At 70.7% G+C, this 20136-nt stretch carries 16 protein-coding genes and 1 tRNA gene; 6 read left to right on the top strand and 11 right to left on the bottom strand.

Going from position 1 to position 20136, the window contains the following annotated elements; genetic code table 11:
• The first annotated feature begins 46 nt into the window (after positions 1-46).
• On the top strand, positions 47-2617 hold the full coding sequence (locus EBO15_RS33140; protein ID WP_122198423.1) for an AAA family ATPase: 2571 nt from the start codon (positions 47-49) through the stop codon (positions 2615-2617).
• Positions 2618-2714: 97 nt separating this feature from the next.
• Entirely contained in the window at positions 2715-3953 is a 1239-nt protein-coding gene (locus EBO15_RS33135) for an allophanate hydrolase (protein WP_199744954.1), read from the top strand.
• A 5-nt stretch (positions 3954-3958) separates the two neighbouring features.
• Here the strand turns inward: EBO15_RS33135 and EBO15_RS33130 are convergent, their stop codons facing one another.
• Both EBO15_RS33130 and EBO15_RS33125 read right to left on the bottom strand, forming a co-directional pair.
• On the bottom strand, positions 3959-4669 hold the full coding sequence (locus EBO15_RS33130) for a dienelactone hydrolase family protein (protein ID WP_122198422.1): 711 nt from the start codon (positions 4667-4669) through the stop codon (positions 3959-3961).
• Positions 4669-5079: a PaaI family thioesterase gene (locus EBO15_RS33125; protein ID WP_122198432.1), complete on the bottom strand. Its 411-nt coding sequence runs from the start codon at positions 5077-5079 to the stop codon at positions 4669-4671. Before EBO15_RS33125 ends, EBO15_RS33130 begins: the two co-directional genes overlap by 1 nt.
• Positions 5080-5085: 6 nt before the next feature.
• Here EBO15_RS33125 and EBO15_RS33120 point away from each other — a divergent pair, with 6 nt between their 5' ends.
• Together EBO15_RS33120 and EBO15_RS33115 are read left to right on the top strand one after the other, a co-directional pair.
• Positions 5086-6384, top strand: coding sequence for a cytochrome P450 (locus EBO15_RS33120; protein ID WP_233616593.1), 1299 nt, complete (start codon positions 5086-5088; stop codon positions 6382-6384).
• A 118-nt stretch (positions 6385-6502) separates the two neighbouring features.
• A tRNA-Lys gene (locus tag EBO15_RS33115) sits at positions 6503-6578 on the top strand.
• Positions 6579-6897: 319 nt separating this feature from the next.
• Here the strand turns inward: EBO15_RS33115 and EBO15_RS46915 are convergent.
• The gene (locus tag EBO15_RS46915; RefSeq protein ID WP_199744953.1) at positions 6898-8472 is read right to left on the bottom strand and encodes a site-specific integrase; all 1575 of its coding nucleotides are present in this window, start codon (positions 8470-8472) and stop codon (positions 6898-6900) included.
• 1 nt (position 8473) lies between these two features.
• Complete coding sequence (locus EBO15_RS33105) at positions 8474-8725, bottom strand: helix-turn-helix domain-containing protein (RefSeq protein WP_233616592.1); 252 nt, start codon at positions 8723-8725, stop codon at positions 8474-8476.
• Positions 8726-10199: 1474 nt separating this feature from the next.
• On the opposite strand from EBO15_RS33105, the gene EBO15_RS33100 reads away from it, so the two are divergent.
• Positions 10200-10733 carry a hypothetical protein gene (locus tag EBO15_RS33100; protein WP_122198420.1) on the top strand — a complete coding sequence of 178 codons (534 nt, stop codon included), beginning with the start codon at positions 10200-10202 and terminating at the stop codon, positions 10731-10733.
• Between the two features lie 474 nt (positions 10734-11207).
• On the opposite strand, the gene EBO15_RS33095 is transcribed toward EBO15_RS33100, so the two are convergent.
• A complete protein-coding gene (locus EBO15_RS33095) occupies positions 11208-11711 on the bottom strand; it encodes an RICIN domain-containing protein (protein ID WP_122198419.1) in 504 nt (167 codons plus the stop codon).
• A gap of 751 nt (positions 11712-12462) precedes the next feature.
• Between EBO15_RS33095 and EBO15_RS33090 the strand changes: the two genes are divergently transcribed.
• Positions 12463-12930: an RICIN domain-containing protein gene (locus EBO15_RS33090; protein WP_122198418.1), complete on the top strand. Its 468-nt coding sequence runs from the start codon at positions 12463-12465 to the stop codon at positions 12928-12930.
• 463 nt (positions 12931-13393) lie between these two features.
• Here the strand turns inward: EBO15_RS33090 and EBO15_RS33085 are convergent, their stop codons facing one another.
• From EBO15_RS33085 to EBO15_RS33060, 6 genes are all read right to left on the bottom strand, one after another.
• Entirely contained in the window at positions 13394-14452 is a 1059-nt protein-coding gene (locus tag EBO15_RS33085) for a hypothetical protein (protein ID WP_122198417.1), read from the bottom strand.
• A gap of 1871 nt (positions 14453-16323) precedes the next feature.
• Entirely contained in the window at positions 16324-16743 is a 420-nt protein-coding gene (locus EBO15_RS33080) for a hypothetical protein (RefSeq protein ID WP_147481772.1), read from the bottom strand.
• Positions 16744-17243: 500 nt separating this feature from the next.
• Entirely contained in the window at positions 17244-17804 is a 561-nt protein-coding gene (locus EBO15_RS33075) for an ATP-binding protein (RefSeq protein ID WP_122198415.1), read from the bottom strand.
• A gap of 177 nt (positions 17805-17981) precedes the next feature.
• Positions 17982-18761, bottom strand: coding sequence for a phosphotransferase (locus tag EBO15_RS33070; protein WP_122198414.1), 780 nt, complete (start codon positions 18759-18761; stop codon positions 17982-17984).
• Positions 18758-19417, bottom strand: a complete 660-nt coding sequence (locus EBO15_RS33065; protein ID WP_158628435.1) for a class I SAM-dependent methyltransferase — start codon at positions 19415-19417, stop codon at positions 18758-18760. Before EBO15_RS33065 ends, EBO15_RS33070 begins: the two co-directional genes overlap by 4 nt.
• 215 nt (positions 19418-19632) lie before the next feature.
• Positions 19633-20136 (bottom strand): P-loop NTPase family protein (locus EBO15_RS33060; protein ID WP_233616591.1); only part of this gene is annotated, 504 nt, incomplete at its 5' end.

The following is a 20136-nucleotide window of genomic DNA, read 5'->3' as shown; positions in this document are numbered from 1 at the left end:
GGGCGAATCCGTAAGACTTCGGTACTTGCCCCCGTAAGTTGGTTCTGTGCTTTACGGGCGGGACACCGAACAGCAGCGGATCGCGGATCTGCTGGAGGACGCGCGCGACAACGGACGCAGCGGCGTCCTGCTGCTACGCGGCGAAGCCGGGATCGGCAAATCGGCGCTGCTCGACTGGGCAGCCCACACGTGCGCGCACGAGCGCATCCTCCGCGTCACCGGATACGAGGCCGAACAGAACATCGCCTTCGGCGGCCTCAACCAGATGCTGTGGCCCGTCCGCGAACGCGTGAACGCGCTGCCCGGCCCCCAGGCCGAGGCCCTGCGCGCCGCCCTCGGCCTCGCGGACGGGGCGAACAGCGACAGGTTCGGCGTCGGACTCGGCCTGCTGACGCTCCTCGCCGACGTCGCCGACGGCGGCCCCGCGCTCTTCCTCGTGGACGACGCCCAGTGGCTGGACGCGGCGAGCCGCGACGCCCTCCTGTTCGCCGTCCGGCGGCTCGCCGCCGAGGGCGTGGTCGTGCTGATCGGCGCCCGCGACGAGGCCCTGCTCGGCTCCGGCCTGCCCGAGGCCGAACTCACGCGACTCGAGACCTGCGACGCCGTCCGCGTCCTCGAAGGACGGGACCTGACCGCCGACGTCGTCCAGCGGGTGCTGGACGAGGCCGCGGGCAACCCCCTCGCCCTCCTGGAGTTCGGCGCGGCCGGGCCGGGTGGCGCCGGGGTCCTGCCCGTCGCCGACCGCGTGCTCGCCGCGTTCCGCGCCCGGATCTCCGCGCTGCCCGAACCCACCCGCGAACTGCTGCTGATCACGGCGGCCGAGGGCCGCGGCCACCTGCCGAGCGTCGTCCACGCCGCCGCGAGCTTCGACCTCGGCCTGGACGACCTGACGGACGCCGAGCGGCAGCACATGGTCGAGGTCACCGGCACCGCGATCAGGTTCCGGCACCCCCTGATCCGCGCCGCCGCCTACCAGGGCGCGCCGACCGCGCGCCGGATCGTCGTGCACCGCGCGCTCGCCGCGGCCGCGACCGACCCCGAATGCCGCGTCCGGCACCGCGCCGCCGCGGCCATGGGCCCCGACGAGGACGTCGCCGCCGACCTCCAGGCCGCCGCCGAACGCGCCCGCGACAGGTCCGCGATCGCCGTCGTCGCCCGCCTCTACCGGCAGGCCGCCGCGCTCAGCACGGACGACCGCTCCCGGGCCGTCCGCCTCACCGCCGCCGCCGACGCCGTCCTCACCGCCGGAAGCCCCGACCGGGCCGAGGACGACGCGCGCGAGGCCGCCTCCCTGACGTCCGACCCCGTCCTCCTGGCCCGCCTCGCGTCCGTGCGCGCCGCCGTCCTCGCCGAACGCGGCGACGGCCGCCGCGCCGCCGCCCTCCTGCTCACCCACGCCGGGCACGCCGAACCGGACGACTCCCGGAACATGCTCCGCACCGCCGCCGCCCACGCCTGGACCGACGGCGACACCGCGTCCGTCCGCGACGCCGCGTCCCGGCTCGGCGACGACGCGTTCGTCACGGGCCTCGCCGCCCTCACCACCGAGGACTACGCGACCGGCCTCCCCCTGCTCGCCCGGACCGTCCACGACGGAGGACCCGACGCCGTCCAGGCGGCCGTCATCCTCGGCGCGGACGAACGGGCCCTCGACCTCGCGACCGCCGAGGCGTCCCGCGCCCGCCGCCTGGGCCGGATCGGTGCCCTCCCCGACCTCCTGGCGTCCCTCGCCCCGGTCCCGACCGCGTTGGGCCTGCGCGCCGCCGCCGAGGCGTCCGCCGCCGAGGCCGCCGCGCTGGCCCGCGACACCGGCCTCCGGCACCGCGGCGCCGCCGTCCTCGGCCGCCTCGCCGCCCTCTCCGGCGACGAACCGGCCCTCCTCGCCGCCCCGCACGGCGACGCGTTCACCTCCGCGTCCCGGGCCCTGCTCGACCTGAGCCTCGGACGCCACGACGACGCCGTCCGGCGCCTCGAGGACGTCCTCCACGGCCCGCACCGGCACGCCGCGCCCGTGATGGCGTCGTCCGCCGACCTCGTCGAGGCGGCCCTGCGGATCGACCGTCCGGACGTTGCCACGACCGCGCAGGCCCGCCTCGCCCGCTGGGCCGACGCGAGCGGACAGCCGTGGGCGCGCGCCGTCGCCCTCCGCTGCCAGGCCCTCCTGGACGACACCGAGGCCCCCTTCGTCCAGGCCCTCGACCTGCACGAACGCTCCTCCCGCCCGTTCGAGGCGGCCCGCACGGAACTGGCGTACGGCGCCTGGCTCCGCCGCCACCGCCGCCGCTCCGACGCCCGGGCCCGCCTGCACGCGGCCCTGGAGGCCTTCGACCGGCTCCGCGCCGTCCCGTGGACCGGCCTCGCCCGCGCCGAACTCCGCGCCGGCGGTGAGGGCGCCGCCCCCGCCGCCGCGTCCGCCCCCGTCCTCCTCGACCGCCTGACCCCGCAGGAACTCCAGGTCGTCCGGCTCGCCGCCGAGGGCATCAGCAGCCGCGAGATCGCCGCCCAGCTCTTCCTCAGCCCCCGGACCGTCGAGTACCACCTCTACAAGGCCTATCCCAAGCTCGGCGTCTCCTCCCGCCGAGACCTCGCCCGCCTCCCCCTGCCCACCCCCGCCTGAACCGAGGCCTCCCACCCGCCAGGACCGGGTACGCCCCAGAGACACGACCGAGCACGAGCGGGAACGTGCGGGCGCGGGGAGGGGAGGCGTGACGGGCGTGAGCGATGTGGCTGATGTCGTGGGGCGGGTTCGGGAGGCGTTCGCGCGGATCGACGAGGTCGGGCGGCCGGAGATCTGGATCGTGTTGCGGGGGCGCGAGGAGGTCGAGGCGGAGGCCGCCGCGGTCGATCCGGATCTGCCGTTGGCCGGGACGGTCGCGGTGGTCAAGGGGAACTTCGACGTGGCGGGGTTGCGGACGACCGCGGGCTGCCCGTCCTATGGACGGGTCGCCACGGCGGACGCGCCCGCCGTGGCGCGGCTGCGGGACGCCGGGGCCGTGATCCTGGGCACGACGAACATGGACCAGTTCGCGACCGGTCTGGTCGGGACGCGCAGCCCCTACGGCGTGGTGCGCAACGCGGTCGATCCCGCGTACGTGTCCGGCGGGTCGAGTTCGGGGTCCGCGGTCGCCGTGGCGCTCGGCATCGCCGACGTGGCCCTCGGGACGGACACGGCGGGCTCGGCGCGCGTCCCCGCCGCGTTCAACGGGATCGCGGGCCTCAAGCCGACGCCCGGCCTGATCACGACGGACGGCGTCGTCCCCGCATGCCGCAGCCTCGACTGCGTCGGTGTCTTCGCGCGCACGCCGAAGGAGGCCCACCGCGTGCTCGGCGTCCTCGCGGACGGACCGGTCGCGCCCCCACCGCGGCGCCCCGGCCCGTGGCGCGTGGCGGTGCCGCACACCACCGCTGACCTCGGTGAGCTGGCCCCCGGCTGGGCCGGCGCCTACGAGTCGGCGGCGCGCGCCCTAGATATGGATCTGCTGCCTGTCGATGTCTCCCCCTTCGTCGACGCCGGCGATCTCCTCTACGGAGGAGCGTTCATCGCCGAGCGGTACACGGCCGTCGGCGCGTTCATCGCCGGCGGCTCCCCCGATCTCGACCCCACCGTCGCGGCCATCGTGGCATCCGCCTCCGACATTCCCGCGTACCGCCTGTTCGGCGACCGCGAGCGGCTGGCCGCGCTGCGCGACGAGGCGATGAGCGCGCTGGGCGAGGCGGACGCGCTGCTGCTCCCCACGGCCCCGTTCCACCCCACGATCGCCGAGGTCGCGGCGGATCCGGTCGGCGTGAACGCCCGGCTGGGACGGTTCACGAACTCGACGAACCTGCTGGGCATGGCGTCCCTGGCCGTCCCGTACGGCCAGGTGGACGGCCGCCCGTTCGGCGTGATGCTGCTCGGACGGGCGGGAACCGATGACCACCTGGCCGCGATCGCGACCGCGCCGGCCCCCTGACCAGATCAGGACACGGGAAGGCGGCGCGCGAGGAAGTCCTCGGTCAGCGCCCACGCGCGAGCGGCGGGCTCGGGCTGGTGGAACATCGGCGCGGTGCGGTTGTGGAAGGCGTGCCCGCCGTCCTCCTGGACGTGGAACTCGACGTTGTCGCGTCCCGCGAACGCCCGCTCGACCTCGGCGACCTCGTCGCGCGGGATGAACGGGTCGGATCCGCCGAAGTGGAACTGGATCGGGACGGTGACGTCCCCGGCGCGGTCGAGACTGTCCGAGACGCGCGAGCCGTAGAACGACACGACCGCGTCCAGCTTCGCGGACGCGCGGGCCGCGAGAAGGAACGCGAGCGTCCCGCCGAAGCAGAACCCGAGCGCGCCGACGCCGCCGGACACCTCGGGCAGCCCGCGGAGCCGGTCGAGGGCGGCCTCCAGGTCGTCCGGACCCTTCGCCCAGTCGAACCGGGACACCTTGTCGCCGGCCTCGGCCATCATCGTCTCGCTGTGCTCGACCGACCAGTCGCGTTCGAGCCGCCAGAACATGTCCGGCGCGGCCACGACGTAGCCGAGCGCGGTCAGGTCCTCCGCGACGGCGGCCATGTAGTCGCCGACGCCGAAGATCTCCTGGATGAGCAGGATCCCCGGGCCGGCGCCCTTCTCGGGGAGCCACACGTGCAGGGAGAACTCGCCGTCCGGTACCCGGACGGTCTCGGTGCGCTTCGTCATCACCCCAGGATCGCGTAAACCGTGGTCGCGTGCGCGACGACATCGCCCGGACGTCCGTCCGCGGTCATCGCGATGTCGGCGAACGCGAGCGTCCGGCCGAGCTTGGTCAGCCGGACGTCCACCAGCACGTCGGCGTCCTTCACCGGACGCTGGAACGTGGTGTTGAGCTGGACGGTCGTCATCGGGACGAACCCGCCGCGCGCCCCGGACACCGCGAGCACCGTCGCCGTGTCCGCGGCGGCCATCATGGCCTGCCCGGACAGTCCGCCGCCCTCCCGCGCCAACCGGTCCGACCAGGGAAGACGCACGCGCGCGGTGCCCTCCCCGACGTCCTCGACCCGCAGTCCGAGGTCGAGCACCCACGGCGCGAAGTTCTCGCGCAGGACCTTCTCCGCCTCTTCTACCGTCACCCCGTCATGATGCACGCTGGGATCATGCTCGAGGAGGTCTTCCTTCCCGCCACCTACGCCCAGGGCGTCCCCTACGACACCTTTGCCCGGCTACGCGCGGAATCGCCGGTCTGTCGCGTCCCGGAGCCGGCCGTCGGGCCCTGGCCGTCCGGCCCCGGCTACTGGGCCGTCTTCCGGCACCCGGACGTCAAGCACGTGCTCCGCACCGCCGCGGACTTCTCGTCCCACCTCGGCGCCACCCAGATCCGCGACCCCGACACCCCCGAGGACCTGCGGTTCGTCCAGGCGATGATGCTCAACCAGGACCCGCCGGACCACTCCCGGACGCGCCGCATCGTCGCCGCCGCGTTCACCCCGCGGGCCGTCCGCGCCCTGGAGGAGACGATCACCGACCGGGCCCGCGCGCTGGTCGCGTCCGCCCGCGGCGAGATCGACTTCGTCGACCTGGCCGCCGACCTGCCCGTCTGGACCCTCGCCCACATCATGGGCATCCCGGACGGCGACCGCCGCCTGCTCTACGACTGGGCGTCCCGCATCATCGGCTACCAGGACGCCGACTACGCGGGCCTGTCCACCGCCGACCTCGACGCCCTCAGCCCCCTCGGCCGCGCCGCGGTCGCCCAGCGCCCCACGACGTCCACCCGCCCGGACGGCCGTCCGATGAACCCCCGCTCCGAGGCCGCCCTCCGCGACATGTTCGCCTACGCCCACGCCCTCGCGGACGACAAACGCCGCTCCCCCGGCGACGACATCATGTCCCGCATGCTCGCCGGCGGCCTGACCCGCCCCGAGTTCGAGAACATGTTCTTCCTCTTCGCCGTCGCCGGGAACGAGACCCTCCGCAACGGCATCCCCGGCGGCCTCCTCACGCTCCTCGACCACCCCGCCGAGTTCCGCCGCCTCCGCGACGACCCGTCCCTCATGGACACCGCCGTCGACGAGATCCTCCGCTTCTGGCCCCCGGTCATGGACTTCCGCCGCACCGCCACCCGCGACCTCACCCTCGCCGGCCAAACGATCCGGGCCGGCGAGAAGGTCGTCGTCTACCATGCCTCGGCCAACCGCGACCCCGCCGTCTTCCCGGATCCCGACCGCTTCGACATCACCCGCGCCCCGAACGACCACGTCAGCTTCGGCTTCGGCCCCCACTTCTGCCTGGGCGCCCACCTCGCCCGCACCCAGATGCGCGCGATCTACCGCGAACTCCTCTCCCTCGACATCACCCTCGCCGGCACCCCCGTCCGCCTCGTCTCCAACTTCCAGAACGGCCTCAAACACCTCCCCGTCCAGATCAAGCCCACCTGACCCGCCCTCCCGATTCCCGGATGCGCCCACCGACCACCCGGCCTACACTCGGCGGAGGCCCGGTAGGATCAGCCTCCTGATCCGTCCACCCGCCCACCGGCGGACCACCGGACCAGTAGGGTCGCTAGCTCAATTGGCAGAGCTCCGGACTTTTAATCCGTAGGTTGTGGGTTCGAGTCCCACGCGACCCACCACCTCTGAACTGGGCAAACGCGAGAATGTCGCGTTTGCCCAGCGTCATTTTCACCCCAGTTTGTCCCCATGGTCGCTCCGTGGTTGCTCCGTGGTCGTCCGGCGGACAACATCCCCCCTGGTCATCCCCGGTTTCGACGGCCGCCGTGGGCGGTAACGGGCCCGGGTTACCGCCCCGGGGGCCGTTGTCGGCGGGGCTGTGGGTGACGTTGTGGGGCCGTTCCGGGCCGTCGGGGGGCGTGTGGTCGGCGGGCATGCGTCCGCCCCGCCGTCCGGTGGTGCGGGGCCGGTCGGCGGGGCGGGTGTGTGCGGTAGGCCGGGTCAGATGGTGGTGAGGGCTGCCTGGGCGTCGGCGTTGAGGATGATGGCGGCAGCATCTTCGGCGGACTTGCGGGCGACCTGGGGCAGCAGGCTTGTGTAAGTGTCGGCGGCGATCGTGATGGACGACAGTCGCAGGGTTTCCTGGACGGTCTTCATGTCGTGCCCGGCGGCGAGGAGGAACGAGGCCGCGCCGTGCCGCAGGTCGTGCAGCCGGACCGGCGGCAACCCCGCTTCCATGGACAGCCGTTCGAACTGGTCGGTGACCTCGTTGGGGCGCAGCCGCTGCCCGGTGCCGTCGGTGAACACCAGGCCGGCGTCGTGCCAGGCATCTCCGGCGGCCAGGCGCATGGTGTTCTGCCGAGCCTTGTGGGCGCGCAGGACCGCGACGGTGGAGGCGTCCAGGCTGATGGTGGCCTCCCCGGCGTCGGTTTTGGGTTTGCCTTCGAAGATGTCGGGGCCGATCTGGATGAACTGCGAGCGGACAGTCGCGGTACCCGCGTCCAGATCCACATCACTCCAGCGCAGCCCACACCCTTCACCGCGCCGCAGCCCACGGAACGCGATCACGTAGTACAGGGCATGCCACGGATGCCGCTCGGCACGTTCCAGGAAGCATTTGGTCAGTGCGGGAGTCCACACCATGACCTTGGACGGGCGGGGCGCGCCGACGTAGGCGTCCACCCGGTTGATCTTGTTACCGACTCCCTTCGCGGTTCCACGCTGGCGCGCGCGGCGTTCATTCACCTCAATGGTGTAGGTGTCGAGGTCCCGGCGCCATCGGGTGATGCGCTCAGGGGTCCACACCAGAGGCTTCGGGGCCTTGCCTGAGGGCAGCTCCACCAGCGCGGCGACGTTGACCTCGATCATCCGCTGTTTGATCGCCTTGCCCAGCGCGGCACGCAGGGTCGCGCGGATGCGCTGCTTGGTGGCCGCGCCCACCACCCGACGCCCCTTGACCTGGACGCGCAGGTCAGGATCACCGGTCTGGCGGGCGCGGATGATCAGCTCGTTGAGTTCATCGATGGCGTCGAACATGCGGTCCACGTCGGCGACACCAAGCCGGTCCAGCCGCAGATGCCCCAGGTGGGGCACCAGGTACAGCTTGAGGTGGCTGGCGTAGCTGCGGCGGCTGCTCTCCGACAGGCCCCTGCGGCCCGCGAGCCACTCGGCCAGGAACTGCGCCACAGTGAGAGTGACAGCGAGATCCTGGCGGGTGCGGACCTTACGGCGGACCTCATCGGGATCGGGAAGCCGCCCAGTCTCCTTGATCGTGGCGGCGATCAGGTCCGCGATCTGGATCCGGGTCGCCTCGTCCTCGCCGGCGATGCCGAGGAGTTCCCGGGCCTGGTTCATCTCGGCCTCGGCGTCGGCCTGGCTGCTGTAGCCAGAGCGGCGCAGCGGACCACGCCGGGCGCCATCGGCATGACGCGGCATCTCCAGCTGGTAGTTCCACTTGCCGTGGGTCGGGCTCCATCGGCCGTCGGCGCGGAACAACTTGGGGCATTTGCGGCCGAGCTTCGTCCCGCCTTCGCCGCGGCAGCCGCAGGACTTGAAGGTGCTTCCGGTCGCGGCCACCTCATCCCTCCTTCCGGCGCGAACCCGACTGCGGCTGCGGCTGGGGCGGGGTGGGGGTGGTGGTGGTGAGGCCGAGGAAGGTCTGCAGGTCGCTGGTGCGGACCCGGTAGGAACGGCCGACCTTCCAGACCGCACACGGGAACCGGCCGGTCCTGGCGAGTTCATAAGCCTTGGTGCGGCCAATGCCCAGCGCGCGGGCGGCGGTGACCAGGTCGATGCTGGCGGGCAGGTCACTGATCTGCGCGGCCGTCAACCCGCGGTTCAGCGGCTCGCCCCGTCGCGGAGCCGGTCCGCGATGCGGGCGTGGAGGGAACGCGGCCGCGGGTCGCCGATGGGGGCGGCGACCCCTTGCGGTGAGTGTGCTGGAGGTGCGGACGGTGGCGTGTTCGGGCACAGAACATCCTTCACGTGAGATGACTTGGGAAACGGAGAAGGCGATGCGGTAAGCCGAGGACCCGCGCCCGGACCGAAACGGGGGTGGCCCGTCCAACCCGACCAGGCGCAACTTCCTGCACGGCACGGTCACCGGCCGCCCTCTCCGGGCTCAGCGCACCGGATAGACCCGAACGCGTTCCCACCGCGCGCGGGCGCGCGGTGGGAACGATCTGGCGATCGTTCGGACCGCTGCCGGGACGGGTGGCGGTGACCATGGCCGGATGCACCCTCACCTCCCCGATCAAGGTCAAGCCCGTCCCGTTCGCCTCGTCGAGGGCGGCGCAGGTGCCAGCGACTTGCCAGACCCCTCTCTCGTGCCGGAGGCCGGGGCGAGGGTGACCGGCGCGGGTGGCCCCACGGACGGCGTCCGTCGTGCTCTGGGCTGTGCTGGTCGAGGTGTCGGTTATTTCGGAGCAGAGCCAGAGGTCATCGGCACCAGGCGGCGAACCTCGGCTCCGACGCGTCCGCCTCGGCCCCGGTCGTGCGGGTTGGACGGTGTGCTGTTCATGCTGGGTGACCCGAGGCGGCCACCCGATCCCCTTCACCTGCGTAGAAGACCGATCCGGCCAGCGATTGGACATCCGGGAAGGTAAAGATCCGGGGTGCCGACCTCACGTCAGAATCCGCCCGGCCGTTTCCGCAGGCCAGGAAGCGAATAAGTGAAGGGTCTGTGCGCCGGGAGTCACGAGTCCGGTCTTGACCCCGTGGAGCCGAACCGCTCTGACAGCGCTTACTACCAGCGGCGATGCTCTCAGGCGGCTCCCCGGCCTCAGCTTGGCTCGATTCGGCTCCGAGGCAGTCAGGCCAGGTCACACCCGGTCTCGGGTCTCATCGGGCGTCTGTGGCCGCCCATGAACTGCCAGAGATCAGCCATTGATCGCCAGACCGTGCCGGATGCCAAATGGCACCCGTTCCGCCGCTCCCGAACCAATCCGCTCAGCGGGGTGGAACATGGCCACCCGCCGCGTCTTCCCCACGCACCAGCCTCGGCCAGCCTGCCCGTCATCTTGAACCGTTCTGGATCACCTGCGCCACCTTGGAGCAAGCCCGTCCAGAGCACCCACCACCTGCCCCTTCGCCGGCGCGGTGAGCGAGGTCGGTGACTCCGTCAAGGCGGCATGCGGAGCGGTGCGGGCTTGTCCTTGTTCGGGGAGGTGCGGGTGCATGCGTGTCCGGTCCCGTCCGGGACCGGACCCATGCGGTGTGTGGATCGCCCCGCCCGTCCAGTGCCTGAGCACCGGTCCGGGCCGTGGCCTGTCCCGCGCCACCCGATCGAAAGGGCATCACCCGGCATGAGCCACAACGACCACACCATCCCGCCCGCCCGGCGCGGGTCCGTCCCGTCCACCACCCGCAGGGCCGTTCCGGCCGTGTCCGCGAGCATGGCGCGCCGGGTCCGCGACCTGGTGGACCCGTTCGCGCTGGCCTCGCTGCTGTCGCCCGATGACGCGGGCACCGTCCTGGACCTGCACGAGGGGCAGGTCGGTGTCCTGCCCTTCCGACCGGGCCTGACCTGCCCCGGCCGCGCCTGGTCAGCCCGCCTGGCCTGGGCGGCGCTGATCCTCTACCCGCAGACCACAACGCCCATCAAGTACCCCATCACCGAGGACCGGCTGGCCTCCGACACCGCCCAGGCCAAGGTCTACCTGTTCCCCGCCCACATCTTCACCGAGCAGGCGTGGCGCAAGGGCGACACCTTCCAACACATCGACCACATCAACGACAACCAGCCCGGGGTGTTCTGGATCAACCTCGACGACGCACCCGCACGAGGCGACCTCAACCACTACGAGATCACCAATCTCTCCATAACCGACCAGTCATAACGAGAATGCTCCTCGGTATCGGGCGGGACGGCCACCGGCCACCCGCCCGATACCTCTTCCCCCCAAGGAGCGCCGTGCCCGGATTCGGTCACCGGGCACGCGCGAATCGACGGTCTCGCAGGCCACGTGGACACCCGCCGCCCCGCTCCCTGGCAGCAGGTGTCCAGCCCAACGCCGAGGAGGCGCGAGACGCCCCGCATCTCCTCCGGCCACCTCACCCCCGACTCGTCCGCGCAGCAACTCTAGAGAGGATCAGCGATCGGGACGCGGACTCTCCCACGCCCATGCCGACACCGTGCTCGCGGCCATCAAAATCTGATGGCTGACGGCCAGGAAGTGGCGTGTGGTCGGTGAGGTTGGCGGTTGGCGGACGCGTCGTTGGCGGTAGATGGCCAACGGGGCGTTGACGGGTGGCCCATGGCTCGGTGACGGGCGGACCGGGAAGGTGGGGCAGTGGCGTTGGCCGGGTGAGGGTCAGGAGTAGCCGCCGGGGAAACTCATGTTGGTCTGGGTGTCGGTGTACGCAACGACCATCCAGCGCCCGCTCGCACGAGGCCGGACCGCGAGGGGGCGCCCATAGCTACTTTCGAGTTGGAGGGCGGTGGTCGTCCTCCCCCGGTCGGTGACCACGATCCGTTTCCACTGCTGCCCGGCGGGGTCCTTTGTGCAGGGACTCATCTTCAGGCTCTCCTCAGGATCGAAGTCGCCGGGGGTGGTCAGGCACTTGCCTGCCAGGTCGGGAGCCTCACTGACGATCGTGTGATCACGGGGGCTGTAGAGCCACCGCTGGCGGTCGACGGAGCCGCAGCCCGCACTGATCAGGTAGTCGTTCTGATCCACTTGGGCGCAGCGCTGGAGGTATTCGCTCTTGATGCGGAAGGAGCCTTGGGGCAGCGGGTCGGCGGACGCGGAGCCGACAGGCGTCAGCGAGCCGAGTGCGACTGCCGCGAGCGCGGCGATCCTGGCGGTGGTCTTCATGGGAGCCCTTCCTGCGGTGGCCTTGATGACACGCCCCGCTTCTGTCGCGGAACCCAACACCGGGTTCTTCTCGCCCCCAGTGCACCCCCGAACCCGCCCACCACTCTAGGCAACACTTCCTAACCGAACGTGACAGTTGCGTGGTGGGCGAATCGCGACCTCCCCGCGATCTACGCCCGCCGCCCGAGCCGAGGCCCAGGCGTCCTCACGCATCCGGCCACCACTTCCTTGACCACCCATCACCGGCCGACACGGCCACTCACCGGCGGAGCGGTTGACCGCTCATCACCAGAGCGAAGATCGCCCACCACCAGTCCCGGTGGGCGCATAACGCCAGAACCGCAACCGCTCACCCCCACCGCCCGAATCTGAGGGTTGGCGACCAGGAACTGGTGGCGTGTGGCCAGTGAGATCGGCGGCTGGCGGACGTGTCGTTGGCGGTGGATGGTCAACGAGGGCGCTGGGGGAGTGGCCACGGCCTGGTGACAGATGGACGGGGAGAGTGGCGGTCCGGGCCGATGTCACGGACGGCCCGTTCCCGCCGATACTCCGGCCCCACCCTGCGCGGGCCGGTCGGCCCGGTGCCCCTGTGGGCCGACCGCCGGGCGGGCCGTCCCATCCGTCGCCGGACCGGCTCAAGCAGTTTCGCGTCACAAACAGCAATCTTTCTTTCACTGTGAGTGATCACGCGCTGTCGGGGAATCGGTACCGCATCACCCTGCGGCCTGCGAGAACCTGAAGGAGATCTTCTATGCGCTGGTTCGTATCGCCCGCACTGACCGGTGCGGTGCTGGTGGCCCTGGCTGGAGCGGGTCAGGCGGTGGTGGCGGCCGCAGATCCGCCGTCCGGAGCGGTCGTCCGGATCGAGTCGACCTGGGGGTGCCTCACCAACAACAACGTGGAACGCACATCCATGACCAAGTGCGTTCAAGGCAGTCGCAACCAGCGGTGGGCATGGACCCCGGCCGCCGACAAAACCGTGCGGCTGCGCAACGTCGCGACCGGAAGATGCCTGGACAGCGACGCCAAGGGCACCGTCTACACCTCGCGGTGCGACGTCAACGACCGCGCCCTGCGGTGGCGAACACCTGGCCCCGACAACTCCAAGCGGTTCTACAGCAGCGTCACCAACCGCTACCTGCGCACCAACGCCTTCAACGACCTCTACGCCACCGACACCGATCGACCCACCGATTTCAAGGTCACCCGGATCTCCTGACCACCCACCACCAGCCGACAGGGGCCGCTCACCACCGGCACGGCTGGCCGCTCACCACCAGCCCGATGACCGCCAGCACACCGCCACGCTGGGCGGTTCCGACGCGGCGGGCACATGGCCCTAGCTGTTGCCGTCGCCGGGGCCCTGACGTGCCCGCACACGCACGGACGTCGCCAGCGGACGGCGACAGCCCGCCGGGCGTGGGGCGCACACGGGGTCGCGCGGCATGTCCGGCCGCGTACACCCGTGGGACGGGCGGCGATATCCGGACACCCGAGCAGGCACGTTCGGCGCGGTGCGGATGGGGCGACCGGCATCGGCCGTCCGGCGGTGGCCGTCTCCATGCCGTTCACGGGTGTCGGCCACCGCCATGGCCCAGGAACCTCGCACCCGTCCGTACGGGGACACGGCCGCAACGCCAAGGGGCGGGGCCGGTTCCCCGGCCCCGCCCTTGGCATGGGTGCTACGCGGCGGTGTCCGTTCCGGTCGCGGCGTTGTCGGCGTCGGCGGGGGTGGCGGCGCGGTAGCGCATGGGCCTTTCGCACGTCAGCACGGCGTCGCCTTGGGTGGCCATGGTCGCCAACGCGTTGGCGACCGCGCCGGACGACCGGTCCAACACGCGCGCGATCTCACCCGGGGTGAAGTCGGTGTAGGGGTGGGCGTTCATGTGCGCGGCCACGGCCGGACGCAACGGGGTAGGGGGCTTGCGGTCGCCAGTGGCGACCGGGCCACCGGTCGGGATCATCCCGCCGGTGGTGCGGGCGCGGCGGGGGCGGGCGTTCCCGGTCGCGACCGCCAGCGCGTTGACGGCGTCGAACACCGGCACAAGAGCCGTAATGATCGCGTCGGCGTCCGCACCGTCGGCTACCGCCGCGTACGCGGCCGTAGCCGACGCGATCAGGTCCGCCAACCCCTCACGCGCCGACTCGATCGCGTGAGCCCGCGCCAGTTCCGCCACAGCCGCCGCACGGCGGTCCTCCTCCCGCCGCTCACGCTCCTCCAAATCGGCTTTCGCCGCCGCCCGCCGCCCGGACTCCTCACCCATGATCCGCATCGCGTCCGCGATCTTCTCCGGCGTCAACGCCGGAACCGGGGCCGGGGTGTCCGGTGCGGGTGCGGTGTCCCCGTCCGTGACCGGGGCATCCGTGGCCGCGCCGTCCGTGGCCGCGCCGTCCGTGGCCGGGGCGTTCGGTGCGGGCGCGTCCGGCGCAGCGTCCCTACCGTCGTGGCCCGGGGTGGCGGGGGTGGGACGCCACACGTCGCCGTCACGGACGACCTGCCCCAAGTCGACCATGGTCTTGAGAGCGTCCCTGACGGCTTTCTGGGGCGTCCCGGCCGTCTTCGCGATCACAGCGACCGTGCCGCCACCCGTGGCCGTGAGCGCATCCCACACGCGCCGCATGTCCTCATCCCAGGCGGCCGGGTAGTCCGCCGCAGCGGGCGGCGCAGCGGGCGCGGTGGGGGCGGCGTCGCTCACATCAGGGGTGGTGTTCGCGGGGGCGGGGATGGTGTTCGCGGACATTCCATGACTCCTTTTCTCCATCCCGGCGCGGGAACATCATTTCCCACCGGAACCAGGATTCGCACTTTCGTCTACATTCACCATCCCTCGATCACGGCCATTCCACACCCACAACACACAACAAATACCGTCACCCGAACGGCTGGAGAGGCTTCCCTAACATGCGAACGAACACCCGAAAGATTATCCGATCCCGACCGTGAAATACTTGACGCGCTCACGCGCCGCCACATCCTCAGAATAGACGTGCACGAACCCCCCTGCGGATCACGACCACATCTTCATTCAGAAAAGCCCACCAAGGGGGTCCAGTCGTCTCGCCACACGTCTCCCCCGAAGACTCAACTTCCCGCCCCCGCAGGAAGCGTTGGCGTCGCTTTCAAAGCGAAGTGAATAAAGGGTAGAGAGGGAACGAGGAAGAGGATGACGCACCGGCGGGCCTCGCCGTCGCATCGCGCGCGTCTACTACAGGGGTGTCTCTGGGAGACAAGTCGGGGCGCCCGAAGCCACCCCAGACCCCACCTGACCTGCGCCTGGAATACCACCCCGGGGGTATGCGTCCAGAAGACCCCCTCAATCACCCCTCACAACCCCCTCACAACCCCCCCATTGCTTCGATACCCCTTGCCCGACTTCGCCCCGAAATAGTGTGGATCGCGGATCGGTTTTAAAGATTCCAGACGGCGACCTAAAGTCACCACGGGTCGCGCGCCCCATGCGGGCACACTCCAGTGCCTCTCGCCTTGACGGACTCGAAAGAAGGTTGAACAAATAGGCCAGTACTTGTTTCGCGACACTCCAACTTCCGACCCTGAGGATTCACGCGCTGGAGGACGGCTCTACTTAACTGCGGACAGATCAATTTGGCGACCGACGGCAGGTGCGCCGTTCCGCATCATGCCGGACGGGCATTGTCGTCCGCCGCAACGATTCCATGGCCGCAGGATCACAGCGCCGAGACTGCGGCCTCGCCCGCCTGTGCCGGCGTCTCTGAGGAGGGAAAAGAGGTGCCACCCACCTGTGCGGATTCTCCAGCCGAATCAACGAATGCCCTCGGAAGCCCGTGTCCGTCCCAGGCGATCAGGAAATTCTCTGGATCAGCGCTTGGCCTTCGGCCACCCGCAGAGGGAAGCTGGAGGATCTCGTTCGTGACGGCAACACACCGCCGACTCCGCCGGAGCCGACCCAGGTCGCGGTCCAAACCGCCTCGGCCCTGACCCGGTAGGCAGAACCTGGCATTCCCGCCGACGAACGCCGGTACAGGTACGTGCAGCCGATGTCCTGCGACCTCGGTGAACGTGAGAAGTCGAAGGGGGTTCCCGGCCCGGAACACGTCACGGGCTCGTCGGTTCCTGGGTCCACGACAAGGCTGTGGGGAGTCGCCGTGACCTGCGCCCAGACGCCGCCAGCTTCGGCTCGTTTGGTGAGCGGGTGCCATCCCGAGCGTTCGGCCCAGAAGAACTCCCGCAACCCCACCAGGCCGTCCCGCCCGCGAGGCGGCGCGGTCCGGACCTTGAGTACGGGCAGCACCAGACGGCTGAGTGCCTGTTCCGCCAGCTCTTGTGGTGTCACTGACGCAGCAGCGGGTCCTATCGATGCCGCGTGATCGGAGGCGTTCGGCGAATCGCCCCGGCCGCAAACGTCGACGGGCGTCGTCGTGCCCGGCTCCACCACGCACGTCGGGCTCGCCCCCGCGCTGTTCCCCGCTCGTGGGGCGTGCCCATGGCTGCTGCCGCCTCGATGGGGCTGCGATCCCGGAACCCGGGCGAAGACGTTGTAGCCCCAGGGCTCGGTCTTCGCGCCCTGCCGGGGACCGGGATCCAGGAGCACCGCAGGGGCCAGGGCCGCCTGCCCGGCCATCAGTACCGATGTCAGGAGCGCTGTGCTGAGCACGGGGTCTCCAGGATCGTCAGTTGCTTGAGCCGCCACCGGCCGTCTGGGTCGTGCTGCATGTCCGCGGCGATGTGAACATCCGGGCTGCCGGTCGTCCCGGAGATCACCGCGTGGGTCTTGGCCTTGGCGACCGCGGCATGCGAGGCGTCCTGGCAGTCGAGCAGCCGTGCCGTGGAACCGTTCACCTTGACCGACTGCGCGTGGGCGACGACGTACCCCCACGGCTCGATCCCCTTCCGCTGCCATTTCCCCACGCGTTCCAGGAGCTGCTCGGTGTGCTCAGGCTCCGAATAGGGCGCGAGCACCGCCCACCCCTGATCTCGCGGCAATCCCGCCGCACGCGTCGAGACGTCCCAGTAGGCGGCGTACGCATCCGTCACAGCCTTCTCGGCGGTCACCGACGGAGGCCCCGTTGGAAGACGCCCGGTGACAGGGCTGCCAGCCACCCGATGCTCCGAACACGCCGTGCACGCCAACGCGCTGCCGATGGCGCAGACCGTCCCGAGAACGACCAGCCGACGAGAAACCACTGCCAAATCCCCCAAGCTACGCTAGGTGGCCGCTTGACAACGGCGAGTAGCTTAGGGAGGCGTCCCACGGCCCACAAGGGCGCATCAGTCTCCGGCCTGGACCCTTGACTCGATCGTGACATCACTCCATGGACGCGACCCCATGTGTCCGGACATGGAACGTCCCCCTGACGCCCGAGCCACCTGGAACGCCGCGGGACGCAGAAGGCCACATGGAGTGGTGTGCACACGCCCAGTCGTTGGGTGCCTCGGTGAACGACGGAGGCCCCGCCCGTTGCGTCCGAAATCGGCACAATGGGCGGGGCCTTCAACCCGGCTCCCGTATCCTTAGCGCGGGGACCAGCCTGATATGCGCAGGCTGGTCCCTGCTACGAGGCGGCAGAGACCTCCAGGCCGAACGAGCCCCCCATGGGCTTGTCGAGGTCGAGCTCGACCCAGACCTTGTGCCCGAGCCCAGGGCTGCCCTCGATGCCCATCTTGTAGGCGAGCTGGGAGACCAGGTACAGGCCCCGGCCGCTGGTGGCCAGCAGATCCACCGGCTGCTTCACAGCCGGGATACCCCGGCCACCGTTGTCGACCACCGCGATATAGGCCGGGTCGTCATACACCAGCTCCAGCCCGAACCAACCACCGTCCTCACACGTGCGCGTGTGCCGGATGGTGTTGGCGGTCAACTCCGACACCACGAACTCCACCACGTCCACGCACGCCGACCCGGCGAACAAGGTCGTAGCGAAGTCACGCGCCGAGGCCGTCTGATCCGGACGGCCGGAGAACGTACGCCTCCACCGCATCTCATCCGGCCCCCACAGCCACTCACCCGCCGAGCCCAGCGGCCCCTTCTTGAACCCCATTTCGTGTTCCTCTCTGATTCTCGCCCGCCGACCGATCACCGATCCCGGATGTTCCACGAGCGAACCGACCAACATGGACCAACACCTCCATCACCAAGGTCAAGCACGTCAATGTCATGCACTCCCTCAGCCGCCCTGCACGGCGGCCGAGCCGGGCTGATAGGCGTCGCTACGTCCTCGGAACCTCCCTCTGGTTTGACGAACGGGCCTTGGTCCACCGAGTCCAGCTGGATCGGTATCGGAGCCACCCGTTCATGGTGGAAATCCCGGCTCTTGTGACGGGGCGATTTCCAATTCATAGGGAGTCCAGCGGTGCCGGTAGCCGCCGCGTCCCTGGTAGGGGCTGGTCAGGATGTGGTGGAAGGTGGCCCAGTGCATCAGGTCCGCCCATCGGACGGGGCGCAGGTCGCAGGGCGGGTGAGTGAGCGCGGAGTTGTAGACGGTCAGCGCTTCGCGTATCGGTGCGGTGGGCAGCTGGCCGTGGGTCATCACCAGCGTCACAAGCAGTTTCGCCAGGTCGTATCCGGCCGGGGCCAGGGTCAGGGCGTCGAAATCGACCAGGACGGGGCCGCTCGGGCTGATCAGGAAATTCCGGGGGTTGCTGTCCTTATAGAGGCAGGCGGGGCCGTCGAGCGCGGCATAGATGACGCCAGTGGCCTGGCCGAACGTGAGGCCAGTCGACGGGACTTCCCGGTCGTGGAGAAGCCGGTCGAGAGCGTCCAGACGCCGGTGGAGGAAGTCGGGAATGACCGTGCCGTCGGCCGTCCGGAAGGGCCGGTCCAGGCGTGCCCGGTGGAGTTCGGCGACGTAGGCACCCCGGTGGAGTCGGCCGAGGAGTTCGGCGAGCGCTGGGAGGTCTCCGGGGAGCGCGTGGCGGCCTGGCACACGCTCGAACACCAATTCCCGGGGGCCGACGGTGTGCAGGGTGGGGACCGGGGCGCCGAGCGCCGCCCACCACGCGTGATGGGCGGCGGCTGCCGCGCATGAGGCGCTGTCGCGGTAGGGCTTGCGCCAGTTCGCACTCGGGGTCATGCAGCGCCCCAGGCGAGGACGTAGGTGATTGTGGAGGTCATGGTGAACGAGCCGTCGCCCCGGTGGCAGCGGAGGTGCGCGGCGACGGCGGCGGGATCTTCAGGTAGCCGGGCAGGAATCTGGAACTTGGGCACGGTCAGCAGGTACTCGGCCACGGCCGCGACGCTTCCGAACCGGAAGAGGTGCCGATCATGAAGGACCGTCTGCACGGTCAAAGCGGACGCGGCCAGGTCGGCGAGGATTTCGCCACTGGCGGAGGCATACAGGCTCGGCCGGTCGGGCGCGCCCGGATCCAGGCCGCTGGCGGCTAGGAGCAGGTCGAGTTCGCGGTAGCTGTCGGCGGACTTGCTGACCAGCATCGCCACCCCGCCCGGCCGCAGCACGCGGGCGATCTCGCCGACGACCCGCTCCGGGTGGGCGGAGTGGTACAGGCAGAACACAGCCGTGGCCGCGTCCAGGACGCCGCTGGACAGCGGAAGCCGGTGGAAGTCTGCGGCCAGCAGCTCCACCCCCGGGCCCGGCGTGGGGTTCAGGAGCGCGCGGGCCTGGGTGAGCATGGTGGGTGAAGCATCGACCGCCAGGACGCGGGCGAGCGGGAGCCGCCTCCTCAGCGTGCGGGTCGGACGTCCCTGCCCGCATCCGATATCGGCGATCACCGCTGGGCCGCCATCGGCCCCAAGGCCCGGGGCTGGGACAGTCGACCCCAGAAGCGCCGCCGTGGTCTCGCCGACGTGAAGCCCTCGGATCTTGGCCCCGAGTAGGGAGTCACTGCGGCGGCGGACACGGTCCCGGTCGGCGTACAGCCCCGGCACGGCCTCGGGATCGGTGAACGGCCGGTCTGTCGGCGGCATCGTTCACCGCCTCCCGCAGGTCAGGTGCGGGCGGCCCGCTCCAACTCGGTGGCGAGCCGGTTGGCGGCCCGCCGGGAGGTGACGACGTGAACCTGGGCGTCTCCGCCGTGTTCGGCCAGCAGCGCACGAACCCGAGGAGCCATCTCCCGGCGGTATCCCCAGATGTAGGTGATGAAGCTCCAGGTGATGCGGTCGTAGACGCCGTTGGTGTGCTGGCCGCCCCGGTAGCGCATACGGCGCTGGGCGATGCCCCACAGGCAGGTGCGGGCGGGCAGGTCCAGGAAAACCACGTGGGTCGCGCGGCGCAGCCGGATCGGCAAGGTGGAGGCGTAGTTTCCGTCGATCACCCACGTGTCGGCGGAGACCAGCTCTTCCTGCCGCGCGGCGAACTTGTCGGCGGGGAGTTTGTTCCACTCGTCGTCGTAGAACTCCGCGTCCAGGTGCGTGATCTGCGTACCGATCGCGTCGGCCAGACGACGGCCCACGGTCGTTTTGCCGCTGCCTCCGCAGCCGATGATCGCCAC

It is taken from the genome of Actinomadura harenae (assembly GCF_003696215.1).
Lineage (GTDB): Bacteria > Actinomycetota > Actinomycetes > Streptosporangiales > Streptosporangiaceae > Spirillospora > Spirillospora harenae.
The sequence above is the reverse complement of the archived record's forward strand: the minus strand, read 5'-3'. Positions and strand labels throughout refer to the sequence as shown.